Origin of the sequence: Pseudomonas graminis (assembly GCF_013201545.1) — a bacterium.
Taxonomy (GTDB): domain Bacteria; phylum Pseudomonadota; class Gammaproteobacteria; order Pseudomonadales; family Pseudomonadaceae; genus Aquipseudomonas.
The window spans coordinates 2,179,466-2,204,059 of the sequence record NZ_CP053746.1; the positions used below are offsets into that span (position 1 = coordinate 2,179,466).

Here is a 24,594-nt window from a genome sequence, read left to right on the forward strand (position 1 = left end):
TTAGTCCGCGTGCTTAAGGTTCATCTCCACCAGTGCGTCGATCAGCGCCTGCACGTTGTCGAACGGCTGACGATGAACCTGCGGCCATGACTCGCGTTCGACGTAGGCTTTGCCCGCGGTGTTGAACCGCACAGGCGTGTGCTTGAGGGTGCGGTCCCTTGAGCGATGCACAATCGTTGGCCGCAAGGGTGCTGACTCGTCGAGCATGAACATGCCCGGGCTGTGCAGCCTACCGCCGACGGGCGCGGCCAACTGAGGGCGTGGCGCCAGCTCGATCTCCACGCGGAAGTCATTCTTCACCTGCACGGCCTCGTGACCCAGCCCCGCCGGCACCTGCTCGCCCGGGTCAATCATGATGCCGTGGCCTTTGCCCGGCGCCACGTCCATCACGCGCACGCCGATCCCCTGTTCCAGCTCGGCAAGGCCCGGCACGCTGTTCTTGAAGGTATTGGCATGGGTTTCACCCACAAGCGCCATCCACTTGTGTGACCCCATCACCTCCTGATGCTTGCGTATTGTGCGAGACGCAAAATAGCTGAGCACCTGCTGGCGCGTGGTGCCGGAGTGAGTTGGCAGATGACGGATGAAGTAACTGGCGGCGCAGTCGATCGCGCGGATTTCAATGCCGTACCGCCTGGCCTGGACCACCAGCCTTTCAAACGAGTAGAGGCCTGTCGGGTCGGTTCGGAACGTATGGTCCATGCGCTTGAGGTCGTGCAGCAGACGCTTGCTCATCAGCCCCGTCTCGGCGAAGCGGTCAAGATCGGCCTGATGGACATCCGTCAGCAAATGCTCCATGTACAGCGTCTTTACGTCCTGGCGCGCCAGATGCTCCATGTTGTCGAGGATGAAGCGCTTGCTGGCGCGTGCCGAATGGGATTCGCCGATGACCACACCGGATGTGTTTTCGTATAGCTCCTCGATGAACATGCTCAACGGCGTGTCGGCCTTTACCTCGGGCAGAATCACGCGTTCAGGGAGGGCGAGGTTGAGCACCGAACGCGCATCTTTTTGCAGCATGTTCGCCAGCTCGAAGAACTTTTCACGCACGTCCACTAGATGACTTTCGAGGAAAAAGTAATCAGGGTTGAGGCCTCTGTGACGGAAGTTGGCCAGGTCATGAAAGATGCTCTGCATGTCGGCAGGCATCTGGTAGCGGTTGTCGATCAGCGACTGCTGAATGGCGCCCAGTGGGTAGTCGTTGCTCCAGGTGGCCGCATCGGCGCGAGTCCAATAGCCGGCCGGATTCCATTCAAAACCGTGATCGCCGACATAGGGGTTCCCTTCGCTTCTGCGGTGGGAAACGATGGCGCGGCGGTTGGGGTCCAGGCCCCACTCCATGGGCGAACGTCGTTCGAAGAAGCCATACAGCGCATCGTCCATTGACGTGCCGGATGGACTGACGGGTGAGGATGCCCCCGCACCATTGTCGATGTTCGGGTTGCCGATCTGTGCCTTGAAGTCCGCGCGCGACGCAGCGCTGCTGATGACGGCATCGCTGTCCACGGATATCTGAATCGGCGCGCCCGATGGCACGTCTTCGACGCGCAGGCTGAGTACGCCTTGCAGTTCGCTGATGCCTGGCTGCTGCTGCCAGGTGTTGGCGGTGCGGTGGTCGAGCAGCGCGATCCAGCGTCTGCCGGGGTGCATCTGCACATCGCCGCTGATGACTTTGTTACCGAAGAAAACCGCCATCTTTTGCGGCGCGAGTGCGTCACCTGCAGCGGATGCCACTTCGTTGCCAGCGTAGTCATAGCTGACCGAGGAGCTGAACGGCCGAACGTCGATGCCGTGTCGGTGGGCCGCCTTGATCAGGTGGTAGTAATCGTATTTGTCGCTGCCGTTCTTGAGCGCGCCCTCGTTCACGGTATCCAGGTAGTGCTTGATCATGTGCGAGCCGCTGCGCGTCTTGCTGCCGAGTGCCCTGTATTTCTGCAGCTTGTGCGTGTGCTGGTCGGTTTGCAGATGCTCGATGTACAGCACCTCGACCTTGCGCTGCGCCAGCAACGGCATGTTGTCGATGAGCAGCTGCTTGCTGGCGATGGACGTGGGTGCTTCGCCAATCACCAACCCGTTGGATTTCTCAAGTACTGCATCGAAGAAGCCTTGGGCTGTCGCGCCCTCTTCCAGCACCGGCAACTCAGGTTTGCTCGGGAGAGACGGCTGATCGAAGAATGCCTTCGCATCGCGGTAAAGGTTCTGACGCAACGTCCTGTAAGTCGACCGCCCGCCCTGGAAAATGTCGTCGAAAAACTCATGCAGACCAAACGGGCCTTCTTCAAAGTGTTCAGCCTGCTTTGGGCTGACGATGCCGAAGACGTAGGGTTGCAGCGATTCCGGCATTTCGTAATCGCTCAAGTCGCCCACCGCCGTGGAGGGGCCGGCAGGGGTTTCGTCCAGCCGGCTGAACGAAGGCAGAACGCCGCCCTGCAACCGCGCTGGCTCAAGCAGTTGCCACTGGCCCTGGCTGTTGAGATGTACCGTTTGCCGGCCAAAGAAGGCGAACGGGTTATGCGGATCGACGATCTGCCATACGGCCAACCGGACGTCGTACTGGACCTGGTAGGTCCGGCCCTGCATGGCAACGTAACAATTGCCACGAACCACGCTGATCCCTTGCCCATGCGGGCGATTCAACGGGAGGGCGTCCGCCAAAGACACATCCACGGCGTGCAACGGATGGACAGGGGTATTCCCGACCGGCACTGGCGCGGTGTCCTGCTGCAGTGCCCTCCATACGCCGGTGACATCGGTTTGCGCATAGCGCCCGGTGGGCTGAAGGGTTTCCGGGATCAGCGCGCGGGTCCGGTACAGCGGAACATGTCGGTTGGCGGCTTGAGGCGCGGCCCAGAAGAGTTCGTTCTCTACCACGACGGGCTGCAGCGTCTCGTCGGTGGCATGGGCAACCGAGCGGGCGTACCGGCCGGCCGCTTTTCGGCCCGTCAGGTCCTTCAGCACACCGCCCAGTCCCTTCATTCCCGAGTGCAGATCGCCCGCAGCCCCCGCCGTGTTCAGCCAGGCGCTGAGCACGTAGAAGCTGGCGGTTGCGTGATCCCGCTCGTCGAGGGCCTCTAGCGCGCGATAACCCTCAGCGCTCGCGATGATCATGCCGACGGCAAAGCTCGCGGGCGGGAAGGGCAAGGTGACGGCGGTGGCGATCAGCTCGAGGCTGCTCCAGACCTGTCGGCGGAGCATGTCTGCGCGACCGGTCTGGGTGTCTGCGACATCCTGGATCTTGCGCTCGATCACCTGGTCGAAGCACACGTCGTACAGATTGCTGAACGGCTCCCTTGGCAGCGCAGGTTTGCGACCCCCGCCTTTCTTCAATTCAGCCAGGGCAAACGCCAGCGGCATGCCCGCCTTGACCCGGGCGCGGCTCAGGTAGTAATCGCCCATGCCGGCACTCAGCAGCGTGTTACTTAACGCGCCGAGTGATCGGAAAGCGCGGCCGTCCGGTGCCTGCGGCGTATACAGCAGAACCTGCTCCAGGGTACTCGCGTCAGGCGGTGCAAGCAGGAAGCAGCCGTGAATCACCTCTGCACGGGAGGCGATGGCCATTACGTCCACGTTCAATTGCAGTGGGTAGATCGGATAGCGCAGGCGGTCCGCCGGGCTGCTCTGGTGCATATTGACGATGGAGAGGGTGAGCCAGTGCAATTGCGAGGCATCGATGTGGCCTTCGAGGAAGCTGCGCAAGGCGTCGGCGCGCATTTGCAATTGCGTCAGTAGCAGGCTCTGTTGACGGCGCCAATTGTAGTCCTCGCTTCCGGGCGCCAGCAGTTGCCCGCGAATCATCGCGATGTACTGATCGGCGACCCATTGACCGCGGACCGAGCCGGCGACGTTCTCCGGGGTCAGTAGTGTGAGATCGACGCCCTCGGGGCCGCTGAAGGTGGCGGTGGTATCGGCCGCCGCGTTGAGCAGGCCAAGTGTGTCGTCGTAACCGTCGCGCAGCATGTGCGTGTAGGACAGGGTTTCGCGGGGTGTGTGAACGATGATCCGGTCAGGGTCCACCGTTCCCGGAGGCAGGCTGAGCAGCGCGTTGATCTTGCGGCTGGCGGTCTGGTGGACGTAAGCATCGAAGTCGATGACCTGCGTGTGCGGAGCGGCTTGGTAGATTTTACCCGCCGCCACGAGTGCATCTTCCAGTGCCACCATTTGCTGACGCTGCTCGGCCGATGCCCGCAGGAACCAATCTGGTGTGTGCAGCCGTTGCTCGGAGAGCATGACTTCAACGCGCGCCGACACCAGCGTACGCAAGCCGCTGTTGTAATCGGGGAGGGTTGCGTAGCTGAGCCAGCCCTGAGCAGGCGCCGGCTTTTCGCTCAAATCATGCAGTTGGTCTTTCAGGGCGTCCCTTCTGTTCGCGGTGATCTGTCCCAGCAGGAAGTGGCTCATCTCGGCGGAGCGGCTCCAGCTCACAAGCTCGCCGAGCAACTGACGTTCGTTGTCGAAGCGCTGAAAATGCTGATGCCGAGGGCTGTCCGGGGTGAACATCAGCAGTCCGTCCGGCAGACCCGATGCATCGAGCTTGCGCAACAGCAGCACGCTGCTCAAGGTGTCATGGCCATTCAGTTTGATCTGCTGCACGGCAACGGCGGGATTTCGCGGGGCGACGGTATCTGGGTTCAGCGACTCGATGAGCGCCAGGTCCGGGGCTTGGATATGGCCTTGCAGCTCGGCCCCACGGGCCTGCGCGATGAGCTGATGGTGCATCGTTTCGCTCATAAGGCGCTGAGTGATTGGCGAGCCGAGGGCCTGGCGTTGCGCAGGGGCGAAACGGCTTCGCAAGTCCAGCTCGTTGATGACATGGGCGAGGTAGGCCGGTGTCAGCCCGCTGTGTTCGGGCTCAAGCGGCTGGTCGGCGTAGGTGATATGGCTTTGGGTCTGGAACGCCGAATGCTGCGCCGTGTCGCCCGGATGCAGGCCGTACAGTGCCAGTTGAATCAGTGATCGGCTGACGGTGTAGGTTTCAGCCGTCATTGGCAGAGCGCGTTCGGTGCTGATCACGACGTGATCGGGATTGATATCAATGCCCAGCTCATTGGCCAGCCGCGCACGGAGATGGCTTCGCGCGAACTGTTCCGGCGACGCGGCGCTGTCCATTACGCTCAGCAAGGCACTGCGTGCGCGCTCGTAATCCATCATCCCGGCCGCGTATCGCTTGCGCTGTTCGGCGCTGGCCATTTCCAGCCATTCGGGGCGTGCGCGGCGCTCGTCGCGGCGGGCGCGACGATCCTGCGCAGCGGCAATAGCGCCGTCGGGGCCCCAGGATTTCGGCTGGTGGAGCAGGTCTTCGAGTCGCGTCTGAAGGGTTTGATTCGATAGGCTGGGCGCCGCCTCGAACAGCTCGTCGATGTCCACACGCTGCTTTGCCAGCAAGCGATCAAAGACGTGATCGTAGGGCGAGCCTTTGATGGGGATGAGCTGGAAGTCCGAAGGGGTCGACGGCTCCAGAAACACGTCGCCGCCCGAGGCAATCTCGAGCCAGGCGTCGCGCGTGCTGTCTTGCATCAAGCGCAGCAAAGGCAGGCGCAGGAGTGGGTGATTGACTCGACGAGCGAGTTCTTGCTGCAAGGCCGCGTTTGACACAAAGCCTTCTACGGCCTGTCCGGGCAACCAGAGCAAGGTCTGCCCCGGTTGAGCGGTTGCGATAAGCGCCCCGGCCAGTTCGACACCACGCTGTGCATCGAGTCGAAGTTCAAGCGCGCTGAACACGACATGCTCCTGGGCATCCATGCCCGGCAGACAGCGCGCATAGTCGCGGTGCAGTTCGCCTTCGTCGATGTTCAGCAGCAGGTCATCGCGCAGCGTCAATTCGAGGCAGGTCACGAAGAGCTCGCGCCGCGAAATCTCACGCGCGCTCGCCTCGGCCCAGAAGCGGGTGATTGCCGAGTGCAACAGCGCTTTCTGCTCCGGGCTCACTGGCTGAGGCGGGGTATTGAGATACGCCTCTGCATCCGGAAGATGCTGGAGCTCGGCGTCGAGTACGGTCGTCAGCGTTGTCAGCCGATCAAGCGCAGGCGGGTTGGGCGAAAATGTTTCCATGGCGTGTAACATTCCTGAGTGATCTCCGCGCAATGAGGTTGCGCGAGAGCGGGCAAGCAGCCCGATGATTCGTCGAGCGATCAATCAATCAGAACGCCGGGGCGCGTGGTGCTAAATAGTTAACGCACTGCAGGGGCATCGAACGTGTAGAACCGGCTTCAGCGGGGAAGGCGCCAGGTGCCATGCCACAACAACGATGGCGCTCACGCTGGCCTGTTCCCGGCTGAAGGCAGTCCTGCAGAAGCATCGCGCGGCACTTTATTCCCTGCGACCACTTCCAGAGCCATTACGCTATAATCCCGCCCTTTAGCTGTCTGCCGCCTTTGCGCCAGACACACCTTATTTGTCAGGCGCGTGATGCCTGCATGCAGACTTAAGAGGCTAGACCCTAGTGGCATTGACGATCCTTGGCCTGTCCGGCGCCCTTAGCCATGATCCTTCCGCAGCCCTTTACATCGACGGCAAGCTGGTTGCTGCGGCCGAAGAAGAGCGTTTCGTTCGCGACAAGCATGCCAAGAACCGCATGCCCTATGAATCAGCGAAGTTCTGCCTCGAACAAGCAGGCATCAAGCCTTCGGATGTCGATGTCGTCGCCATTCCTTTCGCACCCATCAGCCTGTTCGGCGAAGCGCGCTGGCACTACGCCAAACGCTATTGGTATGCACCGGACCGCGCCCTCGACGCGATTCTGATGGGCAACCGCCGCTACAAGCGCTATCGCAACAAAATCGTCTGGTGCCTGGAGCAGCTGGGTTTTGATCCGAAAAAGATCAAAATCGAGCCTGTCGAGCACCACCTGGCCCACGCCTCCAGCGCTTACCATTGCTCCGGTTTTCAGGAGAAAACCGCGATCCTCGGGATCGACGGCAAGGGTGAGTACGCCACTACCTTCTTCGGCTATGGCGAAAACGGCAAGATCCACAAGATCAAGGAATTCTTCGATCCGGATTCCCTCGGTGGCCTGTATGGCGCGATCACCGAATTCCTCGGCTTCGAGATGCTCGACGGCGAATTCAAAGTCATGGGCATGGCGCCTTACGGCGACGCGACCAAATACGATTTCTCGCGCCTGGCCACCTTTGAAAACGGCGAACTGGTGATCAACACCGAATACGCCAACGTCATCGGCCTGCGTCGTTACAAAGAAAAGGGCAAAGGCTTCTATTTCTCGCCGAAACTGATCGAGTGGCTGGGTCCCAAGCGCGAAGGCGATATCGCCGACGAGCCGTACATCCATTACGCCGCCAGCATGCAGGCGCTGTTCGAGAAGCTGTCGCTGCAGATGATCGACCACTATCTGGGTGACATCCTCAAGGAAACCGGCAAGCTAGCCTTCGCTGGCGGCTGTGCGCTGAACGTCAAACTGAACCAGAAGATCATCGCGCGCCCTGACGTCAAAGAGCTGTTCGTTCAACCGGCGTCGGGTGATGCCGGCACTGCTGTCGGCGCCGCCGCCTACGTTTCCCACGCGCGTGGCGTGCCGGTCGAGAAGATGGAGCACGTCTACCTCGGCCCTTCCTACAGCAACGAGGACGTTATCGCTGCCTGCGCCCGCCACCCGAGCAAGCCGGCCTGGCGCCAGATCGACAACACCCCTGAGCGCATCGCTAAAATCATGGTCGAGGGCAACCCGGTCGCCTGGTTCCAGGGCCGCATGGAATTTGGTCCTCGCGCCCTCGGTGGTCGTTCGATCATCGGCTGTCCGAGCATTGCCGGCGTTGCCGATCGCATCAACCATCAGATCAAGTTCCGCGAGCGCTGGAGGCCTTTCTGCCCGTCGATGCTCGACACCGTCGCCCCGCAGATGATCAAGATCGATCACCCGGCGCCGTTCATGACCTTCACCTTCGAAGTGGCTGAAGAGTGGAAAACCCGTGTGCCGGAAGTCGTCCATGAAGACGGTACCTCCCGCGCCCAGGTGCTCAAGCGCGAATACAATCCGCGTTACTACGACATGATGAAGGCGCTCGAAAACCTGACGGGCAACGGCGTTTCGCTCAATACTTCGCTCAACCGCCGCGGCGAGCCGATGATTTGCTCGCCGACCGATGCGTTGAACATGTTCTTCGGCTCTGACCTCGAGTACCTGATCATGGAAGACATCCTGGTAGTCAAAGACGGCGTGGAAGGGTCTGGACTTGACTGAAACACTGATCAGCGTCGTCATTCCCGCATACAACTATGCCCACTCCCTGCGTCGCGCAGTGGATTCGGTATTGGCGCAAATCGACGACGCTGCTGCTGATCTATTGGTGATAGATGATGGTTCAACCGACGATACATTAGAGGTGCTCGCGAGGCTTTCGGCTGAGAACCCCGGCCGCTTTCGGGTACTGCACAAGCTCAATGGTGGCTTGTCATCAGTGCGCAATCTCGGGATAGAAGAAGCCACGGGTCGATACCTCGTGTTTCTTGACGCAGACGATGAAATGGCGCCCGGCGCATTGGCGGGGATTACCCGTCATATCGCACGCCACCCCGACACTCATTTAGTGATCGGCGCGCACTGGTCGGTATTCGTCGATGGCCGACGCAGTTTGCAGGTTGCCAGGCCACTACCGGCGACTGCGCGACAGAGAGTCAAAGGCTACTTGCTGGACAAGACTATCTCCATTTCAAACGGTGCCTGTGCCATGCATCGTGACGTCTTTGCGCCGGGTAACTATCCTGAGCATCTGCGTAATGTCGAAGATCTTCCCGTCTTCGCTCAGGTCTTGGCCCGCTTTCCTTGCACGGTGCTGGATCAGCCGCTGGCGTTCATTCACAAACACCCCGACAGCATGCGTCATGATTTGCGCCAGAGCCTTGCCGCCGGCGCCGTGCAAGTGGTGTGCGAGGTGTTCTCGGCCCAGCGGATGCCCGTTGAGTTTCACGACCTGCGTCAGGCATTCATGGCGCAGCGTTGCCTTTCATTGTTTCGCGACTGTTATTCCCACGGCGAGTACACGCTGGCCAGGAAGTTTTATTTCATGGCGTTGAAGGCGCACTGGCGTACGTTCGCGCGCTGGTCATATACACGCAAAGCCTTGCGTTCGTTGTTTCGATAACCGGTTTCAGTTTTGCGCATGTAGCTGAGGAAAGGTAATGAAAGCGGCAGTTGTTAAAACCGGCGCCCATGTCTCTGGGTGGGTCCGCGAGCATCCGGTTCGGCTGGCATTCCTGGGCAGCATCCTCCTTTCGTTGATTGCAGTCCTGGGCACCGCAACAGTCGGCCGTGACGCAGCTCTGTACATCGATACCGCGCAACGAGTCGCCGAGCACGGCACTCAAGCTGCCTGGCAATCCTTTGACTGGCCGTGGTTCTCCCTCCTGCTGGCCGGTACCCACATCGTGCTGCACCTGCCTCTGGAACTGAGCGCCTACCTCTGGTGTGGCCTTTTCTTCGCCGGCGTCAGCGCTTTGATGGTGGATTGTGTTCGTCAGCGTTCGGCAGCGCTCGCCCCTTGGGCTTGCCTGGTGATGCTGGCGATGCCAGCCGTTAACTCGTTTCGCAACGACATCATTCGTGAATGCGGATTCTGGTTCTTCTGCATGCTTGCGATCTGGCTCGCACTGCGTTGGGATGCCCGTGGCGGCTGGCTGCGCGCAGCTTTCATCCACGTGGCTATCCTCTGCGCCATGCTGTTCCGGCTTGAGGCGCTGTTGCTGATTCCGGCATTGGCGCTCTGGCAATTGCCGAGATTAAGGGATACCGCCAGCCGCAAGCAGGTGTTTCAGTTTGCACTGCTGCCAGCGCTTGGCTTTATCGCGGTCGCGGTCTCAGGCGCGTTCCTGTCCGGACGTCTGATGATCTATCTGGATATGCTCAATCCCCACACTGTCCTGGCGTCCTTTGATCTGCTGTCGAACCAGTTTGCCAACTCCCTGATCAACAAGTATTCGCAGGACGAAGCGGGACGCATCATTTTCTTCGGCATCCTGGCCTCCATGCTGATCACTTTCGTGAAACTGATGGGCCCCTTCGCGTTGCCGTTCGTGCTGCGCAGGAACTGGGGCGTGCTGGGTGCATACTGGCGCGATTATCGGCCGTTCGCCTGGGCGGCGCTGCTGTACCTGATCGTGCTGGTGCTGTTTTATGTCAAAGAGCAGTTCATGAACAGCCGCTACATGAGCTTTCTGAGTCTGCTTTTTGTGCCGTTGATGGCAATGGGATTGGCATCGTTTGTTGGGCAGTTCCCGCGCCTCGGCAAGGCGCTTGTTGTTGTAGCGCTGCTCGTGATGCTCTCAAACGTGATAACGACCGGTGCCGGGAAGACCCATTACGTGGAGGCAGGCCGCTGGATGTCGACCCACGTCGAGGCGGGCGCTCCGGCCTTCTTTGACGACGGGCGCATCAGCTATTACGCCGGCCGAGGTTATGTGATTCCCGGATTGACTCGGGAGCAAGCGATGTCCCCGCAGCACGCGGACGAGTATCAATACTTCCTTATCGACGCCAAAGGGAACGAGCCATGGCTCGTCGAGTGGCTAGAAGCACGCCATCTCAGGGTGTTGGCGCACTTTGCCAATCGCAAGGGCGCAACCGTTCTGGCTATCGGTCGATAGGGGCCGTCAGTAGCAGTTGCAGGCGCTCGGTCATCGTCGACTGTCTGTCAGTCGGCATACCTTGGGTATAACCCTGCAAAAACGCCGCGCCCTGATCACTGCCAAGCAGCCACTGCTTGTCCTGTTCGTAACGTAATAGGTGGGCGAAGTTGCGCAGGCGCTTGCTGTCACTCAACGCGAGTTTCTGGCAGCGCAGGTCCGCGATGTCGATCAAGCCGAGTTCATTGGCCGGCGTAAGCACAACGTTCCCCAAGTGCAGCGAGCGAAAGTAAACGCCGCGATCGTGCAAGTGGGCGATGAATGTGCCCAGCTCAGCCCGCAGCGGCGCGCTTTCACCGTGCTCTTTCAGTACCTGGCGGATGGTCAGGCCGGGCAACGGCGTGTAGCGCACGGCATCGCGGCTGATGCTGGCAATTCGGTAAGTGGCGATAACGTCGGGGCAGGGGATGCCGCGCTTTTTGAGGGCATCGATGTTGTCGGCGAAGCGTTGCGCATAGGGGAACAGCAAGGCCGAGCTGATCAGGCGCTTGCGGCGGAACAGTTTGAGAATGGTGCCGTCCTCAAGCAACAGAACCTTGTCCCCGGATCCGTCCGCTTCGAGCACGGTGGCGTTTTCTCGCAAGGCCAGATAGGCGCTGTGTTCCATTGGGTGCATCGGCATACTTACCTGAACAAATGCGGCATGTTACCCGAGTCGGCCCCGCTTGGGTCGCGGCAGGGGTCGACAAATATGGGTTGTGCTACCATGCCCGCCTAATTTTTTCGTGCGGATTCCCATGAGCAGTCCTGATCCTCAAGCTAAAACGACCCTGGCGATTTACTTTCGTCTATTGACGTATGTGCGGCCGTACATCGGCCTTTTCTGCTTGAGCATTGTCGGCTTTCTTATCTTTGCATCCACCCAGCCGATGCTCGCCTACATCCTCAAATACTTCGTCGATGGCCTGGCCAATCCCGAAGCCAGTCTGTTCCCCGGCAACCCTTACATTGGCCACCTGCAATTGTTGCAGGCGGTACCGCTGATGATCGTGCTGATCGCGGCGTGGCAAGGTGCAGGCTCGTATCTGGGCAACTTCTTCCTGGCCCGTGTCTCCCTCGGGCTGGTGCATGACCTGCGTGTCGTGCTGTTCAATAAATTGCTCACGCTGCCCAACCGCTTCTTCGATAACAGCAACTCCGGGCACCTGATCTCGCGCATCACTTTTAACGTGACCATGGTCACCGGCGCTGCCACTGACGCGATCAAGGTCGTGATTCGCGAAGGCATGACGGTCATCTTCCTGTTTGGCGCGCTGCTGTGGATGAACTGGAAACTGACCCTGGTGATGCTGGCGATACTGCCGCTCATCGCGGTCATGGTGAACAGCACCAGCAAGAAGTTTCGCAAACAGAGCAAGAAGATTCAGGTGGCCATGGGCGACGTCACCCACGTGGCGTCCGAGACCATTCACGGCTACCGGGTAGTCCGCAGCTTTGGCGGCGAAGACTACGAAAAGGCCCGCTTCGAAAAGGCCAGCCGTAGCAACACCAAAAAGCAGTTGGCGATGACCAAGACCGGCGCGGTTTACACGCCGATGCTGCAGTTGGTGACCTACAGCGGCATGGCTATTGTGATGTTCCTCGTCCTTTATCTGCGCGGCGATTCCTCGGCCGGTGATCTGGTGGCCTACATCACCATGGCCGGCCTGCTGCCAAAGCCGATCCGTCAGTTGTCTGAAGTCAGTTCCACTATCCAGAAAGGCGTCGCCGGTGCGGAGAGCATCTTCGAGCAGCTGGATGAGCAGACCGAACAGGACCTGGGCACCGTAGAGCGCGACAAGGTTTCCGGCCGTCTGGAGGTCAAAAACCTTACATTCACCTACCCGGGGACGGAAAAGCGGGTGCTGAACGACGTCAGTTTTGTCGCCGAAGCCGGCCAGATGGTCGCGCTGGTGGGCCGCTCCGGCAGCGGTAAATCCACTTTGGCGAGCCTGATTCCGCGTTTCTATGATCACGTGCAGGGCCAGATCCTCCTTGATGGCGTCGAAACCCAGGACTACACCCTGCGCAGCCTGCGTCGGCAGATCGCGCTGGTGAATCAGAACGTCACCCTGTTCAACGACACCATTGCCAACAACATCGCCTATGGCGATCTGGCGGGCGTGCCGCTTGAAGAGATCAAGAAAGCCTCGGCCGATGCTTATTCCGACGAGTTCATCGACAAGTTGCCTCAGCAGTACCAGACCCTCGTCGGCGAGAACGGCGTGCTGCTGTCCGGCGGCCAGCGCCAGCGTCTGGCGATTGCTCGCGCGCTGCTGAAAAATGCGCCGCTGCTGATTCTCGACGAAGCCACCTCGGCGCTGGACACTGAATCCGAGCGCCATATCCAGAAAGCGCTGGAGAAAGTCATGCAGGGCCGTACCACGCTGGTGATCGCCCACCGCTTGAGCACCATCGAAAAAGCCGACGTCATTCTGGTGATGGACGAAGGCCGCATCGTCGAGCGCGGCTCCCATGAGGAGCTGCTGGCGCAGAACGGTTACTACACACGCCTGCACGCCAAACAGTTCGAAGAAGACGAGCCTGCCGAAATCGACCGGGCAGTCGATGCATGCTGAGTCACTTGCGCGCATGGCGTGAGCGAGGCTGGACCCCGATCGATGCAACGACCTACGCCACCGCGTGGCAGCAGTTCGGCGGCAGCGTTGCCACGCATCCGCACGTGATCGAGCGTCTTGCCGGGCTGGCTGACATTCCGGTTCGGTATCTGGGGTGGCTGCAAGACGGTAACGTAGTCGCTGCGGTTGCCTGCTGGGGCCGGGATCTGGCGCTGGCCAAGAAAGTGCTCAAACAGCGTGATCGGCGGGTGTTCGATCTGGGCAACGCGGAAATCATTTTGCCGATCGCCCCGGGCGTGACAGTGCCGGTGCGCCAGCGCATGGGCTATGTGTCGGAGTTGAACGCCAATCAGATCGACACCCTCAAGCCGCAAGCCGAGAGCCTGGCGATCGCCCGCGCGCCCGAGGACTATTCCAAGAAATTCCGCTACAACCAGCGCCGCGAGCAGCGTTTGCTTGAGGAGGCGGGCGGGGTCGTGCAGCCGATGCTGGATTTCACGTCCGAGGAACAAGCGCGCATTTACTCAGGCCTGTTCCATGCGCGCTGGGGCTTCGACGTGCCGGGCAAGGATCACCTGGTCGACGTGTTCGAGCTGATGCGCGAGTTCATGACCGGCTCGATGATCCTGCTGGAGGGAAAGCCCATTGCCGCTCAGGTCCTGTACAGGGTCGAGTCGCCGCACTGGGTGTCCGTCGAATACATCAACGGCGGTGTCGATCCGGCCCACCAGGCGTTGAGCGCCGGCAGCGTGCTGAGCTTCGTCAACACCCAGAATGCCTGGACCGATGCGAGGGCGGTGAACAAGCCGTTGCGCTATTCCTTCGGCCGCTCTGATCGCGAATACAAAGACCGCTGGTGCCAGACGGTGCCTGTCTACAAGGTTGGATGACATGTCCGGGCGCAAGCAGCAGCTTCTGAAAAGACATCGGCGCAACAAGCGTCTGGCACTGATCATCGGTCTGGTGCTGCTGATCGGCATTGGCATCTGGGTCGCGTGGTGGCTGGTGCCGTTGCTGATCGTCGCCGCCTGGATCGCCCACGAAGCCTGGTTCTCCGATCATCTGTTTTATTCGCCCAAGAGCGATTATTACTACCAATTTCCCGACGCGGCCCAGGCGCAGCCAGTCTCTGTCGTCAACGGCATGCTGCAACTGAGCGAGCCGTTGGGCGAGGGCGAAACCTTGCTGCTGGAGCTCGATTTGCGCAGCACCTGGCTGGGTCGCTGGTTGGACCCGTATGTGTTGGCAGGTGACGATCGCCAGGATTTCGAGCGGGGTTTTGCCGGGCGTCGCTACGTGAACCTCACCGGTCAGCGCGACGTGGTCGCAGACAGCACGCTGCGCCTGAAAGGCGGGTTCTGCCGCATCGCCAACGCCGGGCGGTTGTTCGTGCTGAGCAACCCGGATTACCGCCAGCAACGGTTGATGATCCTTGCGCCCCACGCCGACGACGCCGAGCTGGCAGCGTTTGGCCTGTACAGCCAGGCCGCCGATTGCAGCATCGTCACCCTGACTCAGGGCGAAATCGAGGCTGAGCGCTACGAACAACTGGGGCTCAACCGCGCCGACGCCGCGCGGCTCAAGGGTCGACTGCGTACGTGGGACAGTCTGGCGATTCCGTTGTGGGGCGGTGTGCCTCAGAGCCAGTGCGTGCAGCTGGGCTACTACTGCCTGCAATTGCCGGTCATGGCGCAGTCCCCGGATCAGCCGTTTGGCTCTCGCGATTCGGCAGAGACCGACATCCGCAGCGCGCGGCAGCACAATCCGTTGCCGTTGCCAGGGGATCAGGACGGCGCGCCGACCTGGAACAATCTCGTGGCCGACCTCGCTGCGCTGCTGGACGCCTATCGGCCGGACGTCATTGTCATGCCGCATCCGCAACTCGACCCCCACGCCGACCATATCGCCACGACTCAAGCCCTGTATGAGGCGGTGAGCAGAAGCGCGCATACGCCCGAGGTGGCGCTGTTCTACGCCAATCACCTGCACGACAATGACCGCTGGCCCATGGGGCTGGCCGGTAAAGGTGTCGCCCTGCCGCCATTCGTTGAAGCGCCGTCGGTTGATCAGCTCTGGAGTACGTCGCTCAGTTCGGACGTGCAGCTTGATAAGGCCATGGCCCTGGGGATGCAGCATGACCTACAGGGCCTGCCTCCCCTGAAGAAGCGCCTGCGTCGGCAGATTCAACGCTGGCTGGCCGGTCGCGAATGGCCGCTGACGGGGGACGACGAATTCTTCCGCAAGGCCGTGCGCCGGCATGAGGTATTCTGGGTCCGCCGCTTTCCGCGCCCCTGATGGCTCCAGTCGACACGCCGTTTGTTGCACCCTTTGAAGCGCCATTTGAAGCGCTGTTTTAAGCACGAAGGGATTCGAGGCCAACCGGCCAGCCAGCGCTGATCGCTGTGCTAAGATTCCGTCCTTGTCCATTTCTGCCACGGGTTGTTCGATGAAGTTGTCCATGCCGCGTTTTGATCAGGCTCAAGTGTTAGTTGTCGGCGACGTCATGCTCGACCGCTACTGGCACGGTGGCACTTCCAGAATCTCCCCTGAAGCGCCGGTTCCGGTGGTCAAAGTCGACCAGATCGAAGACCGCCCGGGCGGTGCTGCCAACGTGGCGTTGAACATTGCAGCGCTGGGCGCCAAGGCGTCCCTGGTCGGTGTCACCGGCACCGACGAAGCCGCTGACAGCCTGAGCAACAGCCTCAAGGCCGCTGGTGTCATCGCTTGCTTCCAACGCATCGCCCACCAGCCCACCATCGTCAAATTGCGCGTCATGAGCCGGCACCAGCAGCTCCTGCGTATCGACTTCGAAGAACCCTTCGCCACCGACCCCGAGGCCCTGAGTCGGGAGGTCGATGCTTTGCTCGACGGCATCAAAGTGCTGGTCCTGTCCGATTACGGCAAAGGTGCACTGAAGAACCATCAAGTCCTGATCAAGGCAGCCCGGGACCGTGGTATCCCAGTGCTGGCCGACCCCAAGGGCAAAGACTTTGCGATCTACCGTGGCGCGAGCCTTATCACCCCCAACCTCAGTGAATTCGAAGCGATCGTTGGCCACTGCGTCGACGAGGCAGAGCTGGTCGCCAAAGGCGCCGCGCTGATGAAGGACCTTGATCTCGGTGCGCTGCTGGTCACCCGTGGCGAACACGGCATGACGCTGCTGCGCCCGGACCAGCCGACGCTGCACCTTCCGGCCCGCGCCCGGGAAGTCTTCGACGTGACCGGCGCTGGCGACACGGTTATTTCCACCCTGGCCGCGGCCATAGCCGCGGGTGAGGAATTGCCTCACGCCGTCGCCCTGGCGAACCTTGCCGCGGGCATCGTCGTGGGCAAGCTTGGTACTGCCGCGATCAGCGCGCCCGAATTGCGTCGCGCCATCCAGCGTGCCGAGGGTTCCGAGCGCGGCGTGTTGACCCTCGATCAGTTGCTGCTGGCCATCGACGACGCCCGCGCGCACAAAGAAACCATCGTCTTCACCAACGGCTGCTTCGACATCCTCCACGCCGGCCATGTCACCTACCTGGAGCAGGCCCGCGCGCAGGGCGATCGTCTGATCGTGGCGGTCAATGACGATGCTTCGGTGAGTCGCCTGAAAGGTCCGGGCCGCCCGATCAACAGCGTTGATCGGCGCATGGCCGTGCTGGCCGGTCTGGGCGCGGTGGATTGGGTCATCAGCTTCCCGGAAGGCACCCCGGAAAACCTTCTGGCCCATGTGCGTCCGGACGTACTGGTGAAAGGCGGGGACTACTCGGTTGATCAGGTCGTCGGCGCTGACATCGTCGCCTCCTACGGTGGCACCGTGAAAGTGCTGGGACTGGTTGCCAACAGCTCGACGACAGCCATCGTCGACAAGATCCGCAGCCAAGACTGATCCGACGCCCGCAGCGCAAAGTGGCACCCCTTGCCGCTGCCATTTTTGTATTCGCAGTTCGGTATATGAACGTATGAAAGTCATGTTACTGGTGATGGATGAACAGCGCGTCATACTGGACGGTTTGTACGAAACCGTGCGGCAGCATTGTGACGACTGCGTCATCTTTCGCCTGAGCAAGCAACAGCAGCTGAATCTCGGGCCATTTCTCGCCTCGGTCGATTATCAGCGCTACGACCGGGTGGTGATCTTCTCCCGGGTCAAGCGGCTTGCTCGCCAGCGCGCGGTGCTCAAGTGCATTCCGGGGCTGATCTTTCTTGAGCACGATGCTTATCAGAACTACATGAGCGCCAGCAAATACCACGGCATGTACTCACGCTTGTACCGGCAGCTGCCGTGGAGTCGCGCGCTGGTTTCCGGTGCGGTTGTCGCGCGGCGCATGCGCGGCGAAGGCCTTGATGCGGTGTTCGTGTCCAAGGGCTACGACCAGGAAATGCTGCGCAACCTCGGCCAGCCCCGGGACATTCCGGTGGGCTTTCTGGGCAGCCTGAAAAGCCGCGAATATTCACAGCGTAAACAGCTGGTGGAAAACCTTGCGCAGCGCGCCGGCATGCTGGTGACGCGCACGGCCTCTGGCGCCGAATACCTCGAAACCCTTAATCGCATCAGGATTTTCGTCAGTGCCGACATCGGCATGGGCGAGTTCATGATCAAGAATTTCGAAGCCATGGCCTGCGGCTGCGTGCTGCTCGCATGGAGCCAGGGTGAAGAGGACGAGCTGCTGGGTTTCGAAGAGGGGCGCAACGTCATGTTCTACCGCTCCGAAGACGAAGCCGTCGAGAAGATCCGCCTGCTGCAGAGCGACCCTGATCTCGCTGCGCGCATCGCGGGCGAAGGCCAAAAATTCGCCGAAGAACGCTATGCCTTTGCCCGCGTGGGTCGCGATCTGGCCGATGAGATTCAGCGGCCTATGCGCCCGTGGCAACGTCCATCCGCGCTGATCCGAGCCTGGGTCAAGTTACGCCATGGCATGCAGGTGCCGGCCTGATGACGTTACCGTCGGACCACGACCTTATCGCGCCGAATGAACCCTTTGTATTGCCGGGCGCCGATCAGGACGTGTTCGGCGCGCTTCCGGCCGCACTGCGCCAGTGCCTGGCGAACGCTTCACGGGTCATCCTGATCGCCAACAACCCCGCCATTACTCAGGCCGATTTCGATGCGTTGGGCGTAGGCGCTGACGATGTGGTGGTCAGTTTCAATCTGTGCACCAAGGCCGCTCTGCTGAAGCCAGAAAGCGTCAACCTGTTCGTCCACGGCTTCAATGCGCCGGACCGTTACTTCTTCGGCCTGCCCGCAACCGCTGAGGTGCAAAGATTCGCTGCCCAGCCCGGCTCGCGCTGTTTCACGCTGTTGGTGGGCTGTGCCGTGCCGCTGTGCCCGCTGCCTGACGTTGCGCTGTATTGGGACCGCATTCCGCTGCCCGCGCTGGCCGAGCATTACCCGGTCGACCGCCCCAACGGCAAACGTTTCGTGGGGCCCTCCACGGGTTTCAACGTGCTGGTGCTGCTCGACTGGCTGCGGACCCATGCCGGTTACCGCTACAGACTCATGACCCTGGGTTTCTCAAACGAAGCCGGAAAGCTCTGGGGCGGCCACGCCTGGGACTATGAGCGCAACTGGCTGCTGGGCGCAGACGTTGAAGTGATCGCCCTCAAGCCCCGCAGCTGGTGGCGCAAGCTGCTATTTAGTAAATGAACGAGGCCGTCCGCCGCTAGCGCGCGCGTGTCCAGGCGCATCGCCATTGATCCCGGAGAGTTTGTCAGTGCTGAACATTGCGGTCGCGTTTTTTGGTATCCCGCGAAACTCGGAGATATGTTTTCCTTCCATCGAGGAAAATGTCCTTGGCCGGTTGCCGAAGGGCAGCAACGTCAAATGCTTTTACCACCTCTACAAGATCGACGAAGTGCACAACCAGCGTTCGGCGGAGAAGGGCGAGCTGAAGGCGCAGAATTACGACGTTTTCCAGGCGATGACAGGGGTTCTCGAATCCACTGACGGCGTGCTGGATCGCTGGGATTTCGAGCGGGTCAAGGCGATGGGCGACACATGGGGGGACGAGCACGTTTCCCTACGCAACCTGATCTATCAGCTCAATTCCCTGCACACCGTGACGGGCATGATGGAGTCGTTCGATCCAGACTTCGTGGTGTTTGTGCGCCCGGACAATTTCTTCCATTCGCCGCTGCCGGGTTATGTCTTTCATTCGCCGCAAGCCCGGCGGCTGAATGCCTATATCCCGGACTGGCAGTGGTGGGGCGGGTTGAATGACCGCTTCGCCATTTGTGGCCGCGACGTCTATCGGGCCTATGGCAAGCGGATTGAGCGCATCTTCGAATTCTGCGAGGCGACAGGCCGCAAGCTGCACTCGGAGCGTTTGCTCAAATACGCGCTGCTCAAGGCAGATGCCCGGGTATGCACGCTGCCGACCACTGCCTCGCGGGTGCGCATCACCGGTGCCTTCGCCGAGGAGTCGTTCTCACCGAAGCGCGGGATGGGCAAACGCGAAAACCGCTATTTCCACTTCTTCGCCCGGCTGCGCACCTGGCGTGACAAACGCCTCACCGAGAAGGGCTAGGCAGCGGCCTATTTGTGCAGGCCGCTGCGAACCAGTCTGACCAGCCGCCGTGCCTTGATTCGCAGCTTGGTCAGACCTGACTTGGGCTTCTTCTTCGGTGTCAGGCCCTGCTGCACCAGCCAGTCCTTCCAGCGAATTCGCTCCTCGCGCACCACCCAACCTTCTTGCGGAGCGAAGCTCTCGGCCAGATAAAGCCCTCGCGTCCCGGCAGGCGAAAGCTTGTCGTTCTTCAGGGTGTACAGCTCGGGCAGGGGCGAGCCGTTTTCCAGCGGCATCAGGTACAGATCCGGTTTGCTGCGATTGAGGCGCGCCACCAGCTCGTTGTTCTCCAGGCTCTCATCGACGTGAAACAGGCTCAGCGGCCGAGCCTCTTTCGGCACCTCCAGGCGCATGTCGTAGATCAACTGCAATGACGCGGTCGGTAAGTGCACGTAAGCGCGAGGACTTTCAATCAGGGTCAGGCTGCCGCAGCGTACCGGGAGCGCCGCGCCGGAAAGCGGCGTGAGGCGAAAGGGCATCGCTTCGCGGTAATGCAGTGCTGCCGCGTAGGGGGCTGGCAGCCAGGTTTCATTGAAGCGCCCGCCGAGCCAGCCTTGGGGCGTCTCGATCAGGCACTCCTCGGCGACTTCCTGCACCGCCGTGTGCAACGGCAGGTTGAGTTCGTGGGCGGGCACGTAGCCGGAAATCAGCTTGAGCACTACGTCGCCACGGTCCTGACGGCGCTGGCGAACCAGTACCCAGTAATCGCGGTTCTGCCAGCGCAGGGTCAGCCGCACCGAGACGCCGAGGTTGGCCAGTTCGGTGGAGAACCGCTCGCTGTCCTCCACGTCGATCTTGCGACGCCGGGCCAGTGTCTGGGTGAAATTCAGCGGCATCCCGATGCTCTGGTAGGTCAGGCTTTCGGGGGTGGCTTCGACGAATAACGGCAGGGTCTTGAAGTTGCTGGGGTTTTTCCGAATCAGGGTTCGCGGCATATCGGCTCCTTCTTGCGTTGGGGTCGGCCGTACGTCTCAGGGCTGACGACGGATCACGGCAGCGGCGGTTGCCACGTTGTGGGCCAGATGCAGCGGATTGATGGTGCCGACGATAGCACCGGTGACGCCGGGATGGTCAAACAGCAACTCGAAACTGGCACGCACAGGGTCGACACCGGGGCTCAGGCAAACGTGCCCGCTGGCCAGCGCTTTTTTGACCAGTACCCCTTTGCCGTGTGCAGCAGCGTAGTCGAGGACCGGTTTTTCGCCCTGTTCGTTGAGGTTGTACGTGACCATCGCACAATCGCCGTCCTGCAGCGCCAGTAGCCCGCCCTCGACCGTCTTGCCGGAGAAGCCAAACCCGCGAATTTTGCCCTCGCGCTTAAGCGCTGCCAGCGTCTGGTAGACGCCGCAGTTATTGAGCACGTTCAGGTCGTTGCCGTCGGAATGCACCAGCACCAGATCGATGAAGTCGGTTTCCAGGCGCTGAAGGCTGCGCTCCACCGACAGGCGCGTGTGGGCGGCGCTGAAGTCGTGTCGTGACTGGCCCGCTTCAAATTCTTCGCCGACTTTGCTGACGATCACCCAGTCCTTGCGCTGCCCGCGCAGCAGCGGGCCGAGGCGCTCTTCGCTGCGACCGTACGCCGGGGCGGTGTCGATCAGGTTGATGCCCAGATCCCGCGCCAACTTCAGCAGCATCTGCGCCTCGACGTCGTCGGGAATGGTGAAGCCATTGGGATACTTCACGCCCTGATCGCGGCCCAGCTTCACCGTACCCAGGCCCAAGGGGGAAACGTTGATGCCCAAGGCGCCAAGCGGCCGATGCAGATCGTGCAGGGTCTTCATGGCAGCAGTTGATCCCAGACAGGAATGGCCAGTGGCGGCTTGGGGAAGTCGGTGTGCGGCGGTTGCGGCGTGGGGTGGATGTCATCCCGGGACAACGACGCCAGCACGCGATCGGCAAAGTCAGGGGCCAGCGCCAGCTTGGTGGGCCAGCCGACCAGTAACCGCCCCTGCTCGTCGACAAAGGCGTTGTCCGGGCGAACCAGGCCGCTTTGCTGCGGCTCGGCGCGGTCCACGCGCAAGGTGGCGAACTGCGCCTCGCTGAGATCGACCCAAGGCAACAGATTCGCGAGCTCTTTTTTCGCAGCGGCGATCTGCTCGGCGTGGTTGCGGGCGACGCCTTCGGCTTCGGCAACGTCGCCGCCCAGGTACCAGACCCACTGGCCGTCGGCCGCCGGATGCGTCGTGACAGTGATTCGCGGCTTCGGCCCGCCACCCAGGCAATGGGCGTACAGCGGTTTGAGCGTCGGGCCCTTCACCAGCACCATATGCAGCGGACGGCGCTGCATGGCTGGCTGACTCACGTTCAGCGCCTTGAGCAGATCAGCCATGCCCTCACCGGCGCTGAGCACCACTCGCTGGGCGTGGATGTCGCGGCCGTCGACGCGCAGCCCGACCAGTTCGCCGTCGTGGCGCAGCGGCTGGATGTCCTGGCCAGCCAGCAAGCTGTCGCCCGCCAACTCCGCCAGTTTTTTCACCAGGCTGGGGATGTCGATGACCAGCTCGGCCAGACGGTACACCTTGCCTTTGAAGCGCGGATCCTGGAGTGCAGGTGGCAGGTCGCTGCCCTTGACCTGATCAACGCGACCGCGCACGGCTTTGCTGGCGAAGAAGCTGGTGAGATTGCCGGCGATAGTGCCGGGCGACCACAGGTAGTGAGCTTCGGACAGCAGACGTACGCCCGACAGGTTCAGCTCGCCTTTGCCGGCCAGGGCCTCACGCCAGCGACGGGGCATGTCGGCGATGGCTTCGGACGCACCGGACAGCGCGCCGTGCAACGCGTACTTGGCGCCGCCGTGAATGATCCCCTGGGATTTGAATGTCTGGCCGCCACCGAGGCTGGCCTTTTCCACCACCACCGTTGAAAAGCCCTGATGCCGCAGCCGCGCGTTGAGCCAGAGACCGGCAACGCCCGCGCCGACAATCAGGACGTCAGTGGAAATAGCAGATGACATGGGCACCTCAAATGGCGAAACGAATGCCGGCATTATAGGGGAAGGCACTTTTCCGTAACCCCCTTAATGACCGGCCGTCTTCGAGAACAGCTGGATGACCACGACACCTGCGACGATCAGACCCATGCCGGCGATGGCAGGCAGATCCAGTTTCTGGCCGTAGATAAACAGCGCAGCGATGCTGACCATGACGATGCCCATGCCCGCCCACACCGCGTAGGCCACACCGACCGGGATGGTGCGCACCACCAGCGTGAGCATCCAGAACGCAATGCCGTAACCGACAATCACCAGCAGCAGCGGGATCGGCGTGCTCAGGCCTTTGACGGCTTTCATGGACACGGTGCCGATGACCTCGGCACAGATGGCGATGGCCAGCAAGTAGTACGCAGACATGGTGTCGCTCCTTTTCAATGGCCGTCATTAAAGCGGCTTACCCGGCGTGTAACAACCGAACCCTCAAGTGGGGAGCGGTGGTGGCTAGCGGAAATCGTCGGCCAAGATATGTGCGAAGCTCGATGGAAATCTGACAGCAATTGGCTGATAAACTCCGCGCCCATGAATAGAAACCTCTATAGCATCCTGTTTCATCTCGGCCTCCCTTTGATCGCCCTGCGCCTGTGGCTGCGTTCGCGCAAGGCGCCGGCCTACGCGCAACGGGCCGGCGAGCGCTTCGCCATGGGCTTGCCTGCCATGCAGCGCGGCGGAATCTGGGTACATGCGGTGTCGGTGGGCGAGAGCATCGCCGCCGCGCCGATGATTCGCGCGTTGCTGGCCCGCTATCCGCAACTGCCGGTCACCATTACCTGCATGACGCCGACCGGCTCGGAGCGCATTCAGTCGCTGTTCGCCAACGAGCCGCGCGTCCAGCACTGCTATCTGCCCTACGACTTTCCGTGGGCAGCCGGGCGGTTTCTCGATCACATCCAGCCGAAGATCGGCGTGATCATGGAAACCGAGCTGTGGCCCAATCACATTCACCAGTGTGCGAAACGCAGCATTCCGACGGTGCTGGCGAACGCACGGCTGTCGGAGCGTTCGGCTCGCGGCTACGGACGCTTCGCCGGATTGACTCGGCCGATGCTGGCGGAGATGAACCTGATTGCCGTGCAGACCGAAACCGAGGCCCAGCGCTTCCGTGATCTGGGCGCTCGGCCCGAGTGCGTCACTGTGACGGGCTCGATCAAGTTTGACCTGACCATTGATCCGCAATTGCTGGAGCGTGCCGCTCAGCAGCGTGAGCACTGGCAGACCTTGCAGCGTCCGGTCTGGATTGCCGCCAGTACCCATGCGGGCGAAGACGAAGTGGTGTTGGCCGCCCATCGCACGCTAATGCAAGCCCATCCCGATGCGCTGTTGATCCTCGTGCCCCGCCACCCCGAGCGGTTCAATAGCGTGTTTGAGCTGAGCCAGCAGCAAGGATTCGCCAGCGTTCGTCGTTCGACGGCCGAGCCGGTGACGCCGGAAACCTCGGTTCTGGTCGGGGACACCATGGGGGAGTTGCTGTTTCTGTATGCGCTGGCGGACATCGCGTTCGTCGGCGGCAGCCTGGTCCCCAACGGTGGCCATAACCTGCTGGAGCCAGCGGCGCTGGATAAGCCCGTTCTCAGCGGCCCGCACCTGTTCAACTTCCTCGAAATCGCCGCGATGCTGCGCAATGCCGGCGCGTTGGAGGAGGTCAGTGACGCGGCTGCACTGGCTGCCACAGTGCGTGGTTTGATCGACCATCCCGAGAAAGCAAAGGCGATGGCCGATGCCGGATTGGCCGTGATGAAGGCCAATCAGGGGGCGTTGCAGAGGTTGCTGGATGGGATCGGGCGGTTGTTGGGCTGATTGATGCACCGCCGTCCGCGTTCAATGGATAGGCACGACATTTATAAAAACCGCCAATCCGGCTTTCATC

Annotated in this window: 17 protein-coding genes; 11 read left to right on the forward strand and 6 right to left on the reverse strand. The window is 61.3% G+C overall.

What is annotated here, in order from left to right; all coding sequences use genetic code 11:
* The gene (locus tag FX982_RS09855; protein WP_172610502.1) at window positions 1-6,048 is read right to left on the reverse strand and encodes a membrane-targeted effector domain-containing toxin; all 6,048 of its coding nucleotides are present in this window, start codon (window positions 6,046-6,048) and stop codon (window positions 1-3) included.
* A 391-nt stretch (window positions 6,049-6,439) separates the two neighbouring features.
* Here FX982_RS09855 and FX982_RS09860 point away from each other — a divergent pair, with 391 nt between their 5' ends.
* From FX982_RS09860 to FX982_RS09870, 3 genes are read left to right on the forward strand one after another with little or no spacing between them, the layout of a single operon-like run.
* Entirely contained in the window at window positions 6,440-8,194 is a 1,755-nt protein-coding gene (locus tag FX982_RS09860) for a carbamoyltransferase family protein (protein WP_122533857.1), read from the forward strand.
* On the forward strand, window positions 8,187-9,095 hold the full coding sequence (locus FX982_RS09865; RefSeq protein WP_172610503.1) for a glycosyltransferase family 2 protein: 909 nt from the start codon (window positions 8,187-8,189) through the stop codon (window positions 9,093-9,095). The genes FX982_RS09860 and FX982_RS09865 overlap by 8 nt, the downstream gene beginning before the upstream one ends.
* 37 nt (window positions 9,096-9,132) lie before the next feature.
* Window positions 9,133-10,593, forward strand: a complete 1,461-nt coding sequence (locus tag FX982_RS09870; protein WP_172610504.1) for a hypothetical protein — start codon at window positions 9,133-9,135, stop codon at window positions 10,591-10,593.
* On the opposite strand, the gene FX982_RS09875 is transcribed toward FX982_RS09870, so the two are convergent.
* Window positions 10,580-11,248: a toluene tolerance protein gene (locus FX982_RS09875; protein WP_172610505.1), complete on the reverse strand. Its 669-nt coding sequence runs from the start codon at window positions 11,246-11,248 to the stop codon at window positions 10,580-10,582. The two genes, FX982_RS09870 and FX982_RS09875, sit on opposite strands and share 14 nt — an antisense overlap.
* Before the next feature lie 121 nt (window positions 11,249-11,369).
* Between FX982_RS09875 and msbA the strand changes: the two genes are divergently transcribed.
* From msbA to FX982_RS09910, 7 genes are all read left to right on the forward strand, one after another.
* Entirely contained in the window at window positions 11,370-13,190 is a 1,821-nt protein-coding gene (gene msbA / locus FX982_RS09880) for a lipid A export permease/ATP-binding protein MsbA (RefSeq protein WP_172610506.1), read from the forward strand.
* Window positions 13,184-14,080 (forward strand): GNAT family N-acetyltransferase, encoded by an 897-nt coding sequence (locus FX982_RS09885; protein ID WP_172610507.1) that lies wholly within the window; start codon window positions 13,184-13,186, stop codon window positions 14,078-14,080. The genes msbA and FX982_RS09885 overlap by 7 nt, the downstream gene beginning before the upstream one ends.
* A gap of 1 nt (window position 14,081) precedes the next feature.
* On the forward strand, window positions 14,082-15,485 hold the full coding sequence (locus FX982_RS09890; RefSeq protein ID WP_172610508.1) for a PIG-L deacetylase family protein: 1,404 nt from the start codon (window positions 14,082-14,084) through the stop codon (window positions 15,483-15,485).
* Between the two features lie 151 nt (window positions 15,486-15,636).
* On the forward strand, window positions 15,637-17,061 hold the full coding sequence (gene hldE / locus FX982_RS09895) for a bifunctional D-glycero-beta-D-manno-heptose-7-phosphate kinase/D-glycero-beta-D-manno-heptose 1-phosphate adenylyltransferase HldE (RefSeq protein WP_172610509.1): 1,425 nt from the start codon (window positions 15,637-15,639) through the stop codon (window positions 17,059-17,061).
* Between the two features lie 73 nt (window positions 17,062-17,134).
* Window positions 17,135-18,109: a glycosyltransferase gene (locus tag FX982_RS09900; RefSeq protein ID WP_172610510.1), complete on the forward strand. Its 975-nt coding sequence runs from the start codon at window positions 17,135-17,137 to the stop codon at window positions 18,107-18,109.
* Window positions 18,109-18,819: a hypothetical protein gene (locus tag FX982_RS09905; protein ID WP_172610511.1), complete on the forward strand. Its 711-nt coding sequence runs from the start codon at window positions 18,109-18,111 to the stop codon at window positions 18,817-18,819. Before FX982_RS09900 ends, FX982_RS09905 begins: the two co-directional genes overlap by 1 nt.
* A 67-nt stretch (window positions 18,820-18,886) precedes the next feature.
* Entirely contained in the window at window positions 18,887-19,699 is an 813-nt protein-coding gene (locus FX982_RS09910; RefSeq protein ID WP_172610512.1) for a hypothetical protein, read from the forward strand.
* An 8-nt stretch (window positions 19,700-19,707) separates the two neighbouring features.
* On the opposite strand, the gene FX982_RS09915 is transcribed toward FX982_RS09910, so the two are convergent.
* The 4 genes from FX982_RS09915 to FX982_RS09930 all read right to left on the reverse strand — a co-directional run bounded on the left by FX982_RS09915 (window position 19,708) and on the right by FX982_RS09930 (window position 23,087).
* The gene (locus tag FX982_RS09915) at window positions 19,708-20,673 is read right to left on the reverse strand and encodes a metal ABC transporter ATPase (RefSeq protein ID WP_172610513.1); all 966 of its coding nucleotides are present in this window, start codon (window positions 20,671-20,673) and stop codon (window positions 19,708-19,710) included.
* A gap of 36 nt (window positions 20,674-20,709) precedes the next feature.
* Window positions 20,710-21,519, reverse strand: coding sequence for an aldo/keto reductase (locus FX982_RS09920; RefSeq protein ID WP_172610514.1), 810 nt, complete (start codon window positions 21,517-21,519; stop codon window positions 20,710-20,712).
* Window positions 21,516-22,691: an NAD(P)/FAD-dependent oxidoreductase gene (locus FX982_RS09925; protein ID WP_172610515.1), complete on the reverse strand. Its 1,176-nt coding sequence runs from the start codon at window positions 22,689-22,691 to the stop codon at window positions 21,516-21,518. The genes FX982_RS09920 and FX982_RS09925 overlap by 4 nt, the downstream gene beginning before the upstream one ends.
* A 63-nt stretch (window positions 22,692-22,754) precedes the next feature.
* Window positions 22,755-23,087, reverse strand: a complete 333-nt coding sequence (locus tag FX982_RS09930) for a DMT family transporter (protein ID WP_122533844.1) — start codon at window positions 23,085-23,087, stop codon at window positions 22,755-22,757.
* 162 nt (window positions 23,088-23,249) lie between these two features.
* On the opposite strand from FX982_RS09930, the gene waaA reads away from it, so the two are divergent.
* The gene (gene waaA / locus FX982_RS09935; protein ID WP_172610516.1) at window positions 23,250-24,524 is read left to right on the forward strand and encodes a lipid IV(A) 3-deoxy-D-manno-octulosonic acid transferase; all 1,275 of its coding nucleotides are present in this window, start codon (window positions 23,250-23,252) and stop codon (window positions 24,522-24,524) included.
* Window positions 24,525-24,594: the final 70 nt, after the last annotated feature.